The sequence below is a fragment of the Amycolatopsis sp. NPDC028719 genome (assembly GCF_055565395.1).
In genome coordinates, this window is the sequence record NZ_JBVHUL010000010.1 from 333,161 (window position 1) to 347,648 (window position 14,488).

Here is a 14,488-nt window from a genome sequence, read left to right on the forward strand (position 1 = left end):
TCACTCCTTGACCAAACCGGCGTCGTGCAGGGCGCGGGCGGCGACGTCGACGATGTCGAAGGGCAGCCCGGCCCGCTCGGCGATGTCCAGGAGGCTGTGCTCGCCGTCGGAGAGGTTGAGCACCCACAGCATGGCCATCTGGGCCTGCTTGGCGTCGCTGCGGCCGCCGAGCGAGTCGTACAGCCCGCGCTTGCCGAGCTGCGGCTCGCCGTACGGGCTGAGGTTGACGTACCGGCGGTTGCGGTCGAGGACGCCGAACGCGTCGCGCAGAGCGCCGAGCGTGTCCTCCATGGCCGCCGGCGAGACGAACCCCGGGTTGTCCGCCGAGGTGTGGTACTCGGGGTAACCCGCGTACGGCGTCCGCGTCAGCGAGCCGACGCCGAGGTTGAAGCCCGGTGAGCAGAACTGGCGTTCGTCGTAGCCGTACGGCGAGAAGTCGACGACGCGGTGTTCGCGCGACCGCAGCACGTGCTGCATGACGCGGTCGATCTCGGCGTCGTCACGGCGGGACTTCTTGTACGTCAACGATCCCGGGTCACCCGCGCAGGCCAGCACCAGGCCGTGACGGACCTTCTCGATCCGTGAGGCGTTGCGCGCCAGCCACGTGATCGAGCCGATCGTCCCCGGCATGAACAGGAACCGGTACGTGTAGTGCGGCTGCGACTCGGCCAGCTGCTGCGCCAGCGACACCGCCACCGCGATGCCGGCCAGGTTGTCGTTGGCCAGCGACGGGTGGCACACGTGGCACGACACGATGACCTCGTCGGTGACGCGGCCCGGGACGACGTGCTCGCCGTAGGTCAGCGAACCGTCGGTCAGGGTCGAGTCGATGACGACGTCGTACTCGCCGTCGGGCAGCGCGTCGAGCTTCTCCTGCGCGAGGCAGAAACCCCAGGCCGGGGCGTAGTAGCTGGTCCGGTAGGGCACCCACGACGGCTGGTCCGGCAGCGTGTGCAGGTGCTCCCGCAGCTCGCTCAGCGGCAACCGCTCGTTCACCGGGACGCTGTACCCGACGACGTGCAGGTTCGACTCCCGGAAGTCGATGACGCGCGAGCCGTCGGGAGAGGCGACGTACGCGTCCCGGATGTTCCACTCCTGCGGGATCGTCCAGTCCAGCACCTGGGTGCCGGTCGGGACCTCGTGCCGCTCGAGCGCGATGTGCTCGCCGATGATGTCCAGGGTCTGCCGCACGCCGTCGCCGGTGATGCTGCGGCAGATCGGGTACAGCCGCTCGACCAGGGCGTGCAGCTCCGCCCCGGTCCGCAGCTGCGCGCCCGCCACTAGTGCCGCCGCAGGGTGTTGTCGACGCGGCCGGCTTCGCCCTCGCTGCGCAGCCAGGCCAACCGGGTGAACAGCTTCTCGAACGACTCGCGGGTCAGCCCGAACTTGCGGTAGGCCTCGATGAGCTCGACGGCGCCGTCCTTGACCGACCACTCGCAGGTGAAGCCGGGGATCGCCGACCGGAAGCGCGAGAAGTCGACCCGGTACGAGCGCGGGTCGGAGCCGGCCTCACCGGTGATGTTCAGCGTCGAGCCCGGCACGGCCTCGACGACCTCCTGGGCGATCTCGGCGACGGTGACGTTGTTGTCTTCGGTGCCGATGTTGAAGGCCTTGTTGTGCACGGCCTCCTTGGGCGCCGTCAGCGCGGCGGTGAACGCGCGCGCGATGTCCTGGGCGTGCACCAGCGGCCGCCACGGCGTGCCGTCGGAGAGCACGAGCACCTCGCCGGACAGGTGCGCGTGCGCGGTCAGGTTGTTCAGCACGATGTCGCCGCGCAGCCGGGGGGAGTAGCCGAACGCGGTCGCGTTGCGCATGTAGACCGGGGTGAAGTCGTCGTCGGCGAGCTCGTGGACGTCGGCCTCGACGCGCACCTTCGACTCGGCGTACGGCGTCACCGGCTTCAGCGGGGCGTCCTCGTCGACGAGCTTGTCGCCGCCCGCGCCGTACACCGAGCAGGTCGACGCGTAGAGGTACCGCCCGACGCCGGCCTCCTTCGCCAGCTTCGCGAGCTTCACCGACGCGTGGTGGTTGATGTCGTAGGTCAGGTCCGGCGCGAGCGAGCCCAGCGGGTCGTTCGACAGCGCGGCGAGGTGGATGACGGCGTCGAAGCCCTCGACGTGCGAAACGGTGACGTCGCGCAGGTCGACGGCCACCCCGGCCGGGTCGGCCGGCTTGGGCCCGAGCAGGCAGTCCTCGAACAGCCCCGAGTCCAGGCCGACGACCTCGTGACCGGCGGCGGCGAGCACCGGGGCCATCACCGTCCCCAGGTAGCCCTTGTGCCCCGTCAGCAACACCCGCATCGGATCAGCCCTTCAGGTCGAGAGTGAGTTTCTTGACGAAAAACGCCTCGGCGTACTTCGCGGCCGCTTCGATCCCGCGGATCCGCGCCAGGCCGAGGAACGCCTCGCGGTCGTACCAGGGCCGGTGCCGCTGCGACGCGTAGTGCTCCTGCAGCAGCCGGACCTTCTCTTCCGCGACGTCGTCGTCGAGCGGCTGGTAGACCGCGGGGGCGCCGAGGTCGCCGTCCCACTTGACGATCTCGTAGCCCAGCGCCAAGTGGTCGCGGAACGCCGTCGGCACGAGCTTCGCGAGCCCGCGGTGGTCCTGGTGGGCGTCGTCGGTCCGGGGCGCCAGGACGACGTCCGGGTCGGTCCGCCGCCGCAGCTCCTCCAGCGCGTTCTTGGCCTCTTCCCAGTGCGCCGGGAAGCGCCCGTCCGGCATCTTCAGCACCGTGACGTCGACCTGCGCGCCCGGGCAGAACGCCGCGAGCGCCGCGCGCTCCTCGTCCTCGCGGGGCGTGCCGCCGCCGGAGAGGACCAGCGCGTCGACCCGCAGGCCGGGGCGCCCGGAACAGAGGGTCAACAGGGTGCCGCCGGCGCCGATCGCGATGTCGTCGCAGTGCGCGCCGAGGGCGACGACACCGCCGAGCTGTCCCGGCCGCAGCCCGATCACGCGATGCTCGCGGCGGGCTGCTCCCAGAGCGCCCAGGGCCTCTTGCCGTGCGTGTACGCGTCGTCGAGTGCCGCGCGCTCCTTGACCGTGTCGGTCGGCTTCCAGAACCCGCGGTACGGGTAGGCCAGGAGCCGGCCGCGCTTGGCCAGCTCGCCGCAGCCGTCGGCGACCAGGTCGCCGTTCTCCGGGATGTGGTCGAACACTTCCTGCCGCAGCACGAAGTACCCGCCGTTCTCCCACAGCGGCATTTCGCTGACCGCGGTGATCGAGCCGACCTTGCCGCCCTCGTCCATTTCGACGCAGTGGAACGACGACTGCGGCGGCACGACCATCATCGACGCGCCCGCGTCGGTGTTCGAGAACCGCTCGATCATGTCGGGCAGCGGGACGTCGGACAGGACGTCGGCGTAGTTCGCGAGGAACATCTCGTCGCCGTCGAGGTAGTCGCGCACGCGGCGCAGGCGCTCACCGATCGGCGACTCGATGCCGGTCTGCACGAAGGTGATCGTCCAGTCGGCGATGTCGGTCGACAGCAGTTCGGGCTGCCCGTTGCGCAGGATGAAATCGTTGGAAATGGTTTCCTGGTAGTTCAGGAAGAAGTTCTTGATGTGCGCCGCGCCGTAGCCCAGGCACAGGATGAAATCCGTGTGGCCGAAGTGCGCGTAGTAGCGCATGACGTGCCAGATGAGCGGTCTCGGACCGACCATCGCCATCGGCTTGGGGACGTCGTCGGCCGCGCCGTTGCGCATCCGCATCCCGTAGCCACCGCAGAAGAGGACGACCTTCACTTCACTGCACCTCGACGATTTCCAGGCGGGGGATGGGGAACACGAGCTGGCCGCCCCAGGCACCCACGAACGACAGCTGTCCGGTCAGTTCCTCCCGGAGGTTCCACGGGAGGACGAGCACGTAGTCGGGCCGATCGGCTTCGATCCGCTCCGGGGGCAGCACCGGGATCCGGGTGCCCGGGGTGAACCGGCCGTGCTTGTACGGGTTGCGATCGACCGTGTACTGCAGCAGGTCCGTCCGGATGCCGCAGTGGTTCAGCAGGGTGTTGCCCTTGCCCGGGGCGCCGTAGCCGACGACGGTCTTGCCGTCGTTGCGGGCCTCGATGAGGAACTTCAGCAGGTCCAGCCGCACGCGGGTGACGCGCTCGGCGAACTCGGTGTACCCGGACAGCTCGTGCAGTCCGGCCGCCTTCTCCCGCTCCAGGACGTCGGTCATCCGCTCGCTGGGCTCGCCCGCGACCGCGTCGGGGCGCGCCCAGAGCCGGATCGAACCGCCGTGCGTCGGCACGAGCTCGACGTCGACCACGGTCAGGCCGCCGGTCGCGAGGGCCCGGCGCGCGGATTCGACGGTGTAGTACTGGAAGTGCTCGTGGTAGATCGTGTCGTACTGGTTCTTCTCGATCAGCGTGAGCAGGTGCTGGACCTCGATGGAGACCCAGCCGTCGTCGGCGACCAGGGCGCGCAGGCCCCTGGTGAAGCCGATCACGTCGGGGATGTGCGCGTAGACGTTGTTCGCGGCCACGAGGTCCGCGGGCCCGTGCTCCTCGCGCACCTTCTGGCCGGTTTCCTCGGAGAGGAACGCGGTCAGGGTGGGCACGCCGGCGTCGCGCGCCGCCTGCCCGACGTTCACCGAAGGTTCGACGCCCAGACACCGGATGCCGTGCCCGACGACGTGCTTGAGCAGGTAGCCGTCGTTGCTGGCGACCTCGACGACGAAGGACTTCTCGTCCAGGCCCAGGCGCTCGACGGAGCTGTCGACGAACCGCTTCGCGTGCTCGACCCAGGAGGTCGAGAACGACGAGAAGTAGGCGTACTCGGTGAATGTGTCGCCGGGGTCGATCAGCGGCGGGATCTGGGCCAGCCAGCACTCGGTGCACACGATGAGGTGCAGCGGGAAGGTGGCTTCCGGCTCGTCGAGCTGTTCGGCCGTCAAGAATCGCTCACACGGGGGAGTGGCCCCGAGATCCACCACGCTGGCCGTGTTTGTCGAACCGCAGAGTCGACATGTGGTCATCTACCAGGCTCCTTGGCTCGCGGTCGCGATCTGCGCTTAACACGTCGAGCAGGGGTGGATCGTCGTTACAGCGACGCGTGGCGGCCTGGTGGACCGATTCGGAACCGCAACCTGGACGGTGGGAATGTGGCAGAGATCACCGACGGTGCCGGTCCGTACCCGTAACGTCCACAGTGGACGGGGGTCCTAGGCTGGCCCGATGACTTCGGAAACGGGCCCCCGCCTGAGCGGGGTCGCGGGCGTGGTGCTGACGGTCCGCTTCCTGACGGAGCTGGCCCTGCTGGGCGGTCTGGCCCTGGCCGGCACCCAGCTCGGCAGCGGCGTGGTGCTGGCGATCGTCGACGCCGTCCTGCTGCCGCTGGTGGCCGCCGCGATCTGGGGCCTGTTCATCGCCCCGCGAGCCCACCGCCGGCTGCCGGAACCGGCCCGCTTCCTGGTGGAGTTCGCCCTGTTCGCGGCGACCGGCGTGGTGCTCGTGCTCGTCGGCTGGGTGATCTCGGGGATCGTGCTGGCGGTAGCCGGCATCGGCGTCGCGGCGCTGACCCGCGCCGTCGCCAAGGACGGCTGAACGCACCGGAGCCCTCCGCGCACTCGGCGCAGAGGGCTCCGGCAAGTTGCCGACAGCGATTTGCTCAGCCGATCTTCGCGGCGGCCGGGATGACGTCCGTGCCGAACTTCTCCAGCACCGCCGGGTTGTGGACGTGCGGGACCATGCCGAGGGCCACGTCGATGCCGAGCCCGTGCAACCGCTCCAGCTCCTTCAGCAGCGGGCCCGTCTTCGAGCCGTCCTCGCCGATGTCGAGGATGTGGTAGACGGTCTTGGTGATCGTGTCGTAGTCGCGGCCCTCGTTCTCGCAGTGCTGCTTGAGGACGTCGAGCTTGTGCTCCAGCTCGGGGCTGTTGAAGAGGTTGCACTGGTCGGCGTACTTGGCCACCAGCCGCAGCGTCTTCTTCTCGCCACCGCCGCCGATCATGATCGGCGGGCGCGGGTCCGACAGCGCCTGCGGCACGTTCAGCAGCCGCGACGCGTCGAAGTGCTTGCTCTTGAACGGCTCGTCGCCGTCGGCCCACATCTGCAGCACGTACCGGAGGTTCTCCTCCAGCAGCTCGAAGCGCTCCGCGACCGGCGGGAACGGGAAGCCGAGCCCGCGGGACTCGTCCTCGTTCCAGCCCGCCCCGATGCCGAGGATCGCGCGGCCGCCGGACAGGACGTCCAGCGTCGTGATCGCCTTGGCCAGCAGGCCCGGGTGCCGGTACAGGACGCCGGTGACGACGGTCAGCAGCTTGGCGCGCTCGGTGTGCGCGGCGATGAAGCCGAGGGTGGTGTACGCCTCGAGCATGTCGTTCTCGACGGGGCCGACCCCGCCGATCTGGAAGAAGTGGTCCATCACGGCGATGGAGTCGAAGCCCGCGTTGTCGGCGGTGCGGACGACGGCGGCCAGTTCGGCGCCCAGCGCGGACGCCCCGTTCGGCCAGGTGAAGTCGGGGATCTGCAGTCCGAGTTTCATAGTCTCCGACCGTATACCTGGAGTTACCCCAGCTGGGTGTTCAGAAGTTCCGGACGAGGGAAACCCTGCCGTGCAAGGGATCCGTGACGAACACCGTGCGCGTGCGCTCGTCGACCGCGACGTCGCCCGGGTTGATGCCCAGCGACAGCTCGCCGGTCAGCGTCCCGCTCGCGCCGTCGACCCGGCTCAGGCCGTTCTGGCCGCCGTTGGTGTACACCGTGTTCGTGCCCTGGTGCACGGCCAGCGCGGACGCCTCGCTGCGCAGCAACACGGTCTTGCGCTCGGTGTGCGTCGCGGCGTCCACAATGGACATGTGGTGGATGCCGGAGTTGGCCACGTACACCGAACCGCTCTCGACGTGGACCGCGACGGCGGTCGGCCGCGCCCCGACCGGCACGCTGGCGACGAACTTCCCGCTGTCGATCGAGAACACTTCCAGGGAGTCCGTGCCGGTGCTGGCGCAGTAGGCCAGCTTGCGGCCGGGGTCGACCGCGATCCCGCCGAAGCTCGGCTTCGGGCCCGGTACGAGCGCGGCGAGCGTGCAGCTGACGCCGTCGAGCACGGCGAGCGTGCCGGTGGCGCCGCTGGCCGCGTAGACGCGGTCGGCCCGCTCGTCCACGGCCAGCGCGGACGCGCCGGCGCCCGCGCCGATCACGCTCACCAGGTCGTGGGTGCGGCAATCCAGCACCACGACGGTGCCGGCGGGCGGGTTCGCGACGTAGATCCGGTTGGCCTTCGGGTCGACCGCGACGTCGTCCGGAGCGCCGCCGACGCGGATCACGTCGGCGGCCGCGGCGCGGCGCGGGTCGATGACCGTGAGCGTCCCGGCCTCGGGATCCGTGACGTACGCGAGGCCCGTGACGGGGTTCACCGTGACCGCCGTCGGCGCCCCGCCGAGCTCGACCGACCGGACGTCCTCCGCCCGGGCGGCCCCGGGCAGGACCAAGGCCCCCGCACCGGCCGTGACCAGGGTGAACAGCGTCCTGCGGCCTATCGGGCGACCTCGCATCGGCGCCTCCGCTCGTGATCAACTCGCTCGCCGAGCCTAACCCGCGCGATCCTCACGTGAAGGAACTTCGCGTCCCCCGATCGCGTTGTTTCCACTGGGTAACCACGGGGAATGGAGCGGACGGAGGCGAGCGCGCGTGCACGGGCACCAGAACGGGTTGAAGACGGCGATGCTGCTCGGCCTGCTGTCGGCGATCATCATCGCGATCAGCGGCCTGTTCGGCCGTGGCGCCCTGGTCATCGGCCTGGTCATCGCCCTCGGGATGAACGCCTTCGCGTACTTCAACTCGGACAAGCTGGCGCTGCGCGCGATGCACGCCCGGCCGGTGTCGGAGGTCGAGCAGCCCGCGATGTACCGGATCGTGCGCGAGCTCGCGCACGTCGCCCGCCAGCCGATGCCGCAGCTCTACCTGAGCCCGACCGTCGCGCCCAACGCGTTCGCGACCGGCCGCAGCCCGCGTCACGCGGCCGTCTGCTGCACCACCGGCATCCTCGACCTGCTGGACGAGCGGGAGCTGCGGGCGGTGCTCGGCCACGAGCTGTCCCACGTCTACAACCGCGACATCCTCATCTCGTGCGTCGCCGGCGCGCTGGCCAGCGTGATCAGCGTGCTCGCGAACATCGCGCTGTTCTTCGGCGGCAACAACCGCGACGGCAGCCCGCTGGTCAGCCTGATGCTGATCTTCGTCGGGCCGATCGCGGCGGCGGTCATCCGGATGGGTGTCAGCCGGTCGCGGGAATACCAGGCCGACGCGTCCGGCGCGGAGCTCACCGGCGACCCGCTGGGCCTGGCCTCGGCGCTGCGGAAGCTGGAGGCCGGGACGCGGGCGCGGCCGCTGGTCGCCGAGCCGCAGCTGGTGTCGCAGTCGCACCTGATGATCGCGAACCCGTTCCGCCCCGGTGAGGGCCTGAGCAAGCTGTTCTCGACGCACCCGCCGATCGCCGACCGCATCGCGCGCCTCGAGGAAATGGCCCGCCACCGCTTCTGACCCAGCCGCACTTTCACGTGAAAGTGCGCCCCCCAGGTGGGCACTTTCACGTGAAAGTGCGCTTTCCCAACTGATGGGAGCGGGAATCTCGGTCCGGCCCGCGAAGTTGCGCAGGCATGGTCTCCGCAGAGCTGCACCTGGGCGTCGCCATCGACGGGGCCGGGTTCCACCCGGCCGCCTGGCGGGTATCCGCGGCCGAGCCCGCCGCGCTGTTCACCTCCGGCCACTACCTGAAGTACGCGAAGCAGGCCGAGGCCGCTTCGCTCGACTTCGTCACCCTCGACGACTCGCTGGCGCTGCAGTCCGGCGGCGAGGGAGTCGTGCGCGGCCGCCTCGACGCGCTGCTCACGCTGTCGGCCATCGCCCCGGCGACCAGCCGGGTCGGCCTGGTCCCGACGGTCACCACGACCCACACCGAGCCGTTCCACATCTCGACGTCGGTCGCGACGCTGGACTACGCGAGCCGCGGCCGCGCCGGCGTGCTCGCGGTACCGTCCCTGACCGACGCCGAAGCCGCGCACTTCGGCCGCCGCCCGGCCCCCTCACCGCAGGACGGGGAGGCCGAGACCGCCGAGGTCCTCGACGTCATCACCCGGCTCTGGGACAGCTGGGAGGACGACGCGATCATCCGCGACGCCGCCACCGGCCGGTTCATCGACCGCGAGAAGCTGCACTACGTCGACTTCGAGGGCCGCTTCTTCAGCGTGAAGGGCCCGTCGATCACCCCGCGCCCGCCGCAGGGCCACCCGGTGACCGCGGTCTACGGCGACTCCCCGCACGCGGTCGGCGCCGACCTGGTCATCACCCGCGCGGACCACCTCGACGCCGTGCGCGCCGCGGCCGCCCGGTTCCCCGGCGCCAAGGTCCTCGCGACGGTGTCGATCGTGCTCGCCGAGACCGAGCAGGGCGCCCGCGACCGGCAGCACGAGCTGGACGCCCTGGTTCCGTTCGAGCCCGTCGGCCTGTCGTTCGTCGGCACGCCCGCGCAACTGGCGGCCGAGCTGCCCCGCTGGGCGGCCGAGACCGGTGTTGCCGGGTTCCACCTGCGGCCCGCCGTCCTGCCCGACGACCTCGACCTGCTCGCCGGCGAGGTCGTCCCGGCGCTGCGGGCGGCCGGCGCGTTCCGGGACGGCTACCGCGGCGCGACCCTGCGCGACCACCTCGGCCTCGGCCGGGCCGTCAACGCCTACGCCGTCACCCCGGGAGCCTGAGATGACCAAGCAGATCAAGCTCGCCGCGCACTTCCCCGGCGTCAACAACACGACGGTGTGGAGCGACCCGGCGTCGGGCAGCCAGATCGACTTCGCCTCCTTCGAGCACCTCGCCCGCACGGCCGAGCGCGGCAAGTTCGACTTCCTCTTCCTCGCCGAGGGACTGCGGCTGCGCGAGCACGCGGGCAAGATCCTCGACTCCGACGTCGTCGGCCGGCCCAACACGACCACCGTGCTGGCCGCGCTCTCCGCCGTCACCACGTACCTCGGCCTGGCCGGGACGCTGTCCTCGACGTTCAACGAGCCCTACGAGGTCGCCCGCCAGGTCGCGAGCATCGACCACCTCTCCGGCGGACGCGCGGCGTGGAACGTCGTGACGTCGCCGGACGCGTTCACCGGCCAGAACTTCCGCCGCGGCGGCTTCCTCAAGCGCGAGGACCGGTACGCGCGCGCCGAGGAGTTCCTGGCCACCGTGCGCGAGCTGTGGGACAGCTGGCAGCCCGGCACCCTGGTGGGGGACAAGGAGAACGGCGTCTTCGCGCGCGACCCGGGCAAGTTCGTCCACAGTGGACAGCAGTTCGACATCCACGGCGAGTTCACGCTGCCGCGGACCCCGCAGGGGCAGCCGATCGTCATCCAGGCCGGCGACTCCGACGAAGGCCGCGAGTTCGCCGCGAAGACCGCCGACGTCATCTTCAGCCGGCACGGCACCCTCGAGGACGGCCAGGCGTTCTTCCACGACGTCAAGCGGCGGCTGGCCGCGTACGGCCGCGAGTACGGCGAGCTGCTGATCATGCCGGCCGCGACGTTCGTCCTCGGCGACACCGACGCCGAAGCCGAGGAGCACGCGCGCGAGATCCGGCTCCAGCAGGTGCGGCCGGCCACCGCGATCCAGTTCCTCGAGCAGGTGTGGAACCGCGACCTGTCGGGCTACGACGTCGACGGGCCGCTGCCGGAGGTCGACCCCGACCCGGACGCCGAGCCGCTGACCTGGGGCCGCGTCCGGCACGAAAAGGACCAGCTCGCGCTCGCGCGCAAGTGGCGGGCGCTCGCGGAGGAGAAGAAACTCTCGATCCGCGAGCTGGTGATCGAGGCCACCGCGCGCCAGCAGTTCGTCGGCACGCCGTCGACCGTCGCTTCGACGATCGACGAGTACGTCCAGTCCGACGCGGCCGACGGGTTCGTCCTCGTGCCGCACCTGACGCCGGGCGGGCTCGACGAGTTCGCCGACAAGGTCGTGCCGCTCCTGCAGGAGCGCGGGGTGTTCCGGACCGAGTACGCCGGGACGACGCTGCGCGAGCAGCTCTTCTAGGCCGAAGCTCCCGCCGCTACGGCGACTGCCTTGACGTAGTCGCCGTAGCCGGACTTCGCGAGCTTCTCGCCCAGCGCGTAGCACTCGTCGGCGTCGATGAAGCCCATCCGCAGCGCGATCTCCTCGAGGCACGCGATGCGCACGCCGGTGCGGTGCTCCAGCACCTGCACGAACTGGCCGGCTTCGAGCAGCGAGTCGTGCGTGCCGGTGTCGAGCCAGGCGAAGCCGCGGCCGAGGTCGACCAGTGACGCCCGGTCCTGGCGCACGTACGTGAGGTTGACGTCGGTGATCTCGAGCTCACCGCGCGCCGACGGCGTGAGTGCGCGGGCGATGTCGACGACCTCGTTGTCGTAGATGTACAGCCCGGTGATCGCCTTGTTCGAGCGCGGCTTGGCGGGCTTTTCTTCGATGGACACCAGCTTGCCGCCCGCGTCGACCTCGCCGACGCCGTAGCGCTCGGGGTCCTTCACCGGGTAGCCGAACAGGACGCAGCCGTCGAGCTCGCGCACGGCCTGCTGCAGGCGGCCGGAGAAGCCCTGGCCGTAGAAGATGTTGTCGCCGAGCACGAGCGCCACGTCGTCGTCGCCGATGAAGTCCGCGCCGATCACGAAGGCCTCGGCCAGGCCGTTCGGGCTGGGCTGCTCGGCGTAGGAGAACGCGAGGCCGAACTGGTCGCCGTTGCCGAGCAGCTTGCGGAACATCGGCAGGTCGGCGGGGGTGGAGATGACGAGGATCTCGCGGATCCCGGCCAGCATCAGCACCGAGATCGGGTAGTAGACCATCGGTTTGTCGTAGACCGGCAGCAGCTGCTTCGACACCGCCTGGGTGATCGGGTGCAGGCGTGTCCCGCTGCCTCCGGCCAGCACGATGCCCTTCATGAACTGCCTCCTCGAGTCCGGCGTCGGCCCCACCCTACGGGCCGGGCGGGATCAGAAAGCCGGTCCCTTGCCGAAGTAGGCCTTGCAGCCGAGGTTGTACTCGGTGGCGATCTCGAGCACGTTCTTCCCGTCGTCGACCGGCAGCAGCGTCGAGGAGTAGTTCGGGCAGAAGTTGTTGTAGATGCCGGTGATGTGCACCGGGGCGGGCAGCTCGTACCAGTTGCCGGCGCCGAAGTTGTCGTTCGCCAGCAGCACCTGGCCGTTCTTCGGCTGCGGCTGGCCCTTCGCGTTGGTGTAGATCTGCCCGACCATGACGATCCGCACGCCGTTCGGGCCGCCGGGGAAGAGCGTGATCGTCTGCGCGTGCTGGAAGTAGTTGCCGTTCGCGGTTTCGACGCGAGTGCCGGGATCGGTGGGGCTGCCCCAGTTGGCGCCATCGGGGGAGATCTTGAAGTACGGGTCGCAGTAGCGGTCGCGGAAGTTGCAGATTTCGTAGGCGAAGTAGTAGCGGCCGTCGGGCAGCCTGCGGATGATCGGCATCCCGGGCCGGACCCGGTCCGGCGGGATGGCCAGGGTGAGCTGCTTGGTGCCCCAGTGCACGCCGTCGGTCGAGGCGACGCGGTTGAGGACCTGCGCGTACTTCGGTGCCTGCGTCTCGTCGGCGAAGTGGAGCCAGAGCGTGCCGCCGGCGTCGACGGTGAACTCGGGCTCCCAGATGCCGTCGATGTTGTGCGAGCGGGCGGGCTCGGCCAGGAAGCTCCACGAACGGCCGCCGTCCTTGCTGGCCCAGACCTTGATCCCGACGCGCCGCTGCGCGCCGGCGTCCTGCCGGTAGGAAGCGGCCCAGAGCAGGGTGCCCGCGCGGAGCCGGCCGACCCGCTGCGGCAGTTCGTAGAGCGTGCCGCAGCACATGCCGTACCGGCCGTCGGGGTCGTGGATGGCGCCGAGCTGGTGGAACGTCTCGCCCTCGTCGGTGCTCTCCATGACGGGCGTGAACTTGCCCCCGGCGTCTTCGCTGGTCAGCGCCGCGATGATGTGCCCGCGGCCGAAGATCGAGTGGTCGAGCCGGACGAGGCGCGCGTAGGAGCCGAGGCCGGGCAGCAGCAGCTTGCGCTCGGCGGCGCTCGCCGGGGTCAGTGTCGCGCCGATCACGGTGAGTGACAGCACGAAGGCGAGCAAGCGGCGCATCCTGACCCTCTCCACATGGTGACCGCGCGATTACAGCACGCGGTCCGGATCCTTCGTGGACAGTCACGCGGGCATTCGCGCTTTCGAGCGGTTTGCTCTGCCCGTCCGGGTGATCGCTCACGCACGGCGACGGTAACGCCGTGGTCTTGCGCGCCGAAAGATCACCAGACGGTTCCGAGGGGGGACGATGAGATTCCGGCTTGCCTGCGTTGTGGCGGCGGTGGCGTTGACGTCGGCGTGCGGGCCGACGACGGGGTTCGGCACGATCGAGACTTCTTCGGAGCCGGTCCCGGTTCCCGCACCCACGACATCAGCGGCTCCGGCGCTTCGCGACGTGCCTGCCGAGACGCACACGGGCAAGGGCGAAGGCGAGTTCGCGACGACGTGGCCGGCGGACCAGCTGGGTTTCTTCACGTTCGACTGCCCGAAGTGCTCGTCGAACGTGATGATCGACACGGACGGCGGCGAGTACGGCCTGGTCAACGCGATCGGCAAGTACCAGGGCACGACGTGGCTGAACACGGAACCGGACCGCCCGACGACAAAGGTGACGGTCCACGCGAACGCGGCCTGGACGGCAACGATCGCGGACTACCGGAGCTTGCCGGTGGTGGCCCCGGGCGCACCGACGTCAGGCAAGGGCGACGCGGTGTTGCGCGTGCCGGCGGGGGTTACGCACGTGAAGCTTTCGGCGAAGACCCGCGGCAACATCGCCCTGTGGGTGCACTCGGAGGAGGACGGCGACCTGCTGGTCAACGAGATCGGCGACGTCGACGTGGACCGGGAGGTCCGAGGTCCGGCTTATCTGCGGGTGGACGGGTACGAAGCGAGCTGGACGGTGACGCCGTCCTGAGCGGGCGCCCGGGTGCCCGCGTTCGTCGCGCAAGACCGTGCGCGTCGCGAAGACCGACGTCCGAGGACGTCGTCTGGGATGCTCATGGTTCGAACGTCCGGAGTTCGGTCCGGTGGCGTCCGGTGCCCTGTTCTGGGTTGATCAGCAGCGCGAAGTCGGGCAGCGCGGTCGGTGCGGGCTGTCCGTTGATGTCCCTCTGCCCAGGTTCTGCGTCCCATTCGATCAAGGCGATCGTCACGCTCCACCGGCCCGGCGGCAGAGGGATGCGCAAGCCGGCCTCGCCCCCTGCCCCGACATGCTCGATACCGCTGATCACGGCGTCGCCGGGGGTGACGAACAGGTACGGCTCCGAGGACACGAGGAGATATTGGCGTTCTTCCAGCAGTGCCGGTTCCCACGTGTCGTAGTCGACGATGTCGCCGGACGACGCCGGGGACCACAGCCCGAACATCCCGGCATCGGTGACCATCACGCCGGTGGCTTCCGTTGATCGCGCTCCCCTGCTGGACGACCGACTGCGCGCTCGGTTGTACCGACGTTGTACCCACGGGCACCTGAAACCAGATA

General features: G+C 70.0%; 15 protein-coding genes. 5 read left to right on the forward strand and 10 right to left on the reverse strand.

What is annotated here, in order from left to right; genetic code table 11:
- From ACZ4TR_RS38140 to ACZ4TR_RS38160, 5 genes are read right to left on the reverse strand one after another with little or no spacing between them, the layout of a single operon-like run.
- Positions 1-1,281, reverse strand: a complete 1,281-nt coding sequence (locus ACZ4TR_RS38140; protein ID WP_465293022.1) for a DUF4910 domain-containing protein — start codon at positions 1,279-1,281, stop codon at positions 1-3.
- Complete coding sequence (locus ACZ4TR_RS38145) at positions 1,281-2,300, reverse strand: NAD-dependent epimerase/dehydratase family protein (protein WP_364514317.1); 1,020 nt, start codon at positions 2,298-2,300, stop codon at positions 1,281-1,283. Before ACZ4TR_RS38145 ends, ACZ4TR_RS38140 begins: the two co-directional genes overlap by 1 nt.
- Positions 2,301-2,304: 4 nt before the next feature.
- Positions 2,305-2,952: a PIG-L deacetylase family protein gene (locus ACZ4TR_RS38150; protein WP_465293023.1), complete on the reverse strand. Its 648-nt coding sequence runs from the start codon at positions 2,950-2,952 to the stop codon at positions 2,305-2,307.
- A complete protein-coding gene (locus ACZ4TR_RS38155; RefSeq protein WP_465293025.1) occupies positions 2,949-3,740 on the reverse strand; it encodes a sugar phosphate nucleotidyltransferase in 792 nt (263 codons plus the stop codon). The genes ACZ4TR_RS38150 and ACZ4TR_RS38155 overlap by 4 nt, the downstream gene beginning before the upstream one ends.
- A gap of 1 nt (position 3,741) precedes the next feature.
- Positions 3,742-4,974 (reverse strand): class I SAM-dependent methyltransferase, encoded by a 1,233-nt coding sequence (locus ACZ4TR_RS38160; protein WP_465293027.1) that lies wholly within the window; start codon positions 4,972-4,974, stop codon positions 3,742-3,744.
- 199 nt (positions 4,975-5,173) lie between these two features.
- Between ACZ4TR_RS38160 and ACZ4TR_RS38165 the strand changes: the two genes are divergently transcribed.
- Positions 5,174-5,542, forward strand: coding sequence for a YrdB family protein (locus tag ACZ4TR_RS38165; protein ID WP_465293029.1), 369 nt, complete (start codon positions 5,174-5,176; stop codon positions 5,540-5,542).
- A 64-nt stretch (positions 5,543-5,606) separates the two neighbouring features.
- Here the strand turns inward: ACZ4TR_RS38165 and ACZ4TR_RS38170 are convergent, their stop codons facing one another.
- Together ACZ4TR_RS38170 and ACZ4TR_RS38175 are read right to left on the reverse strand one after the other, a co-directional pair.
- The gene (locus ACZ4TR_RS38170; protein WP_465293031.1) at positions 5,607-6,482 is read right to left on the reverse strand and encodes an LLM class F420-dependent oxidoreductase; all 876 of its coding nucleotides are present in this window, start codon (positions 6,480-6,482) and stop codon (positions 5,607-5,609) included.
- Positions 6,483-6,522: 40 nt separating this feature from the next.
- A complete protein-coding gene (locus ACZ4TR_RS38175) occupies positions 6,523-7,491 on the reverse strand; it encodes a YncE family protein (protein WP_465293032.1) in 969 nt (322 codons plus the stop codon).
- Between the two features lie 136 nt (positions 7,492-7,627).
- On the opposite strand from ACZ4TR_RS38175, the gene htpX reads away from it, so the two are divergent.
- The 3 genes from htpX to ACZ4TR_RS38190 all read left to right on the forward strand — a co-directional run bounded on the left by htpX (position 7,628) and on the right by ACZ4TR_RS38190 (position 11,002).
- Positions 7,628-8,479, forward strand: coding sequence for a zinc metalloprotease HtpX (gene htpX / locus ACZ4TR_RS38180; protein WP_364514334.1), 852 nt, complete (start codon positions 7,628-7,630; stop codon positions 8,477-8,479).
- A 116-nt stretch (positions 8,480-8,595) separates the two neighbouring features.
- On the forward strand, positions 8,596-9,690 hold the full coding sequence (locus tag ACZ4TR_RS38185) for an LLM class flavin-dependent oxidoreductase (protein WP_465293033.1): 1,095 nt from the start codon (positions 8,596-8,598) through the stop codon (positions 9,688-9,690).
- 1 nt (position 9,691) lies between these two features.
- Positions 9,692-11,002 carry an NtaA/DmoA family FMN-dependent monooxygenase gene (locus ACZ4TR_RS38190; protein WP_465293035.1) on the forward strand — a complete coding sequence of 437 codons (1,311 nt, stop codon included), beginning with the start codon at positions 9,692-9,694 and terminating at the stop codon, positions 11,000-11,002.
- Here ACZ4TR_RS38190 and rfbA read toward each other — a convergent pair.
- The gene (gene rfbA, locus ACZ4TR_RS38195) at positions 10,999-11,880 is read right to left on the reverse strand and encodes a glucose-1-phosphate thymidylyltransferase RfbA (RefSeq protein WP_364514341.1); all 882 of its coding nucleotides are present in this window, start codon (positions 11,878-11,880) and stop codon (positions 10,999-11,001) included. The two genes, ACZ4TR_RS38190 and rfbA, sit on opposite strands and share 4 nt — an antisense overlap.
- 51 nt (positions 11,881-11,931) lie before the next feature.
- Complete coding sequence (locus tag ACZ4TR_RS38200; RefSeq protein WP_465293037.1) at positions 11,932-13,068, reverse strand: sialidase family protein; 1,137 nt, start codon at positions 13,066-13,068, stop codon at positions 11,932-11,934.
- A 187-nt stretch (positions 13,069-13,255) separates the two neighbouring features.
- Between ACZ4TR_RS38200 and ACZ4TR_RS38205 the strand changes: the two genes are divergently transcribed.
- Complete coding sequence (locus tag ACZ4TR_RS38205; RefSeq protein ID WP_465293039.1) at positions 13,256-13,921, forward strand: hypothetical protein; 666 nt, start codon at positions 13,256-13,258, stop codon at positions 13,919-13,921.
- An 82-nt stretch (positions 13,922-14,003) separates the two neighbouring features.
- Here the strand turns inward: ACZ4TR_RS38205 and ACZ4TR_RS38210 are convergent, their stop codons facing one another.
- Positions 14,004-14,393, reverse strand: a complete 390-nt coding sequence (locus ACZ4TR_RS38210) for a hypothetical protein (RefSeq protein WP_465293041.1) — start codon at positions 14,391-14,393, stop codon at positions 14,004-14,006.
- Between the last annotated feature and the right edge of the window lie 95 nt (positions 14,394-14,488).

Excerpts from the sequence above, each read along its gene's own strand:
- ACZ4TR_RS38185 (WP_465293033.1), top strand. The coding sequence starts at position 8,596 with ATGGTCTCCGCAGAGCTGCACCTGGGCGTCGCCATCGACGGGGCCGGG.
- ACZ4TR_RS38160 (WP_465293027.1), bottom strand. The coding sequence starts at position 4,974 with ATGACCACATGTCGACTCTGCGGTTCGACAAACACGGCCAGCGTGGTG.
- ACZ4TR_RS38170 (WP_465293031.1), bottom strand. The coding sequence starts at position 6,482 with ATGAAACTCGGACTGCAGATCCCCGACTTCACCTGGCCGAACGGGGCG.
- ACZ4TR_RS38200 (WP_465293037.1), bottom strand. The coding sequence starts at position 13,068 with ATGCGCCGCTTGCTCGCCTTCGTGCTGTCACTCACCGTGATCGGCGCG.
- ACZ4TR_RS38175 (WP_465293032.1), bottom strand. The coding sequence starts at position 7,491 with ATGCGAGGTCGCCCGATAGGCCGCAGGACGCTGTTCACCCTGGTCACG.
- ACZ4TR_RS38190 (WP_465293035.1), top strand. The coding sequence starts at position 9,692 with ATGACCAAGCAGATCAAGCTCGCCGCGCACTTCCCCGGCGTCAACAAC.
- rfbA (WP_364514341.1), bottom strand. The coding sequence starts at position 11,880 with ATGAAGGGCATCGTGCTGGCCGGAGGCAGCGGGACACGCCTGCACCCG.
- ACZ4TR_RS38205 (WP_465293039.1), top strand. The coding sequence starts at position 13,256 with ATGAGATTCCGGCTTGCCTGCGTTGTGGCGGCGGTGGCGTTGACGTCG.
- ACZ4TR_RS38145 (WP_364514317.1), bottom strand. The coding sequence starts at position 2,300 with ATGCGGGTGTTGCTGACGGGGCACAAGGGCTACCTGGGGACGGTGATG.
- ACZ4TR_RS38165 (WP_465293029.1), top strand. The coding sequence starts at position 5,174 with ATGACTTCGGAAACGGGCCCCCGCCTGAGCGGGGTCGCGGGCGTGGTG.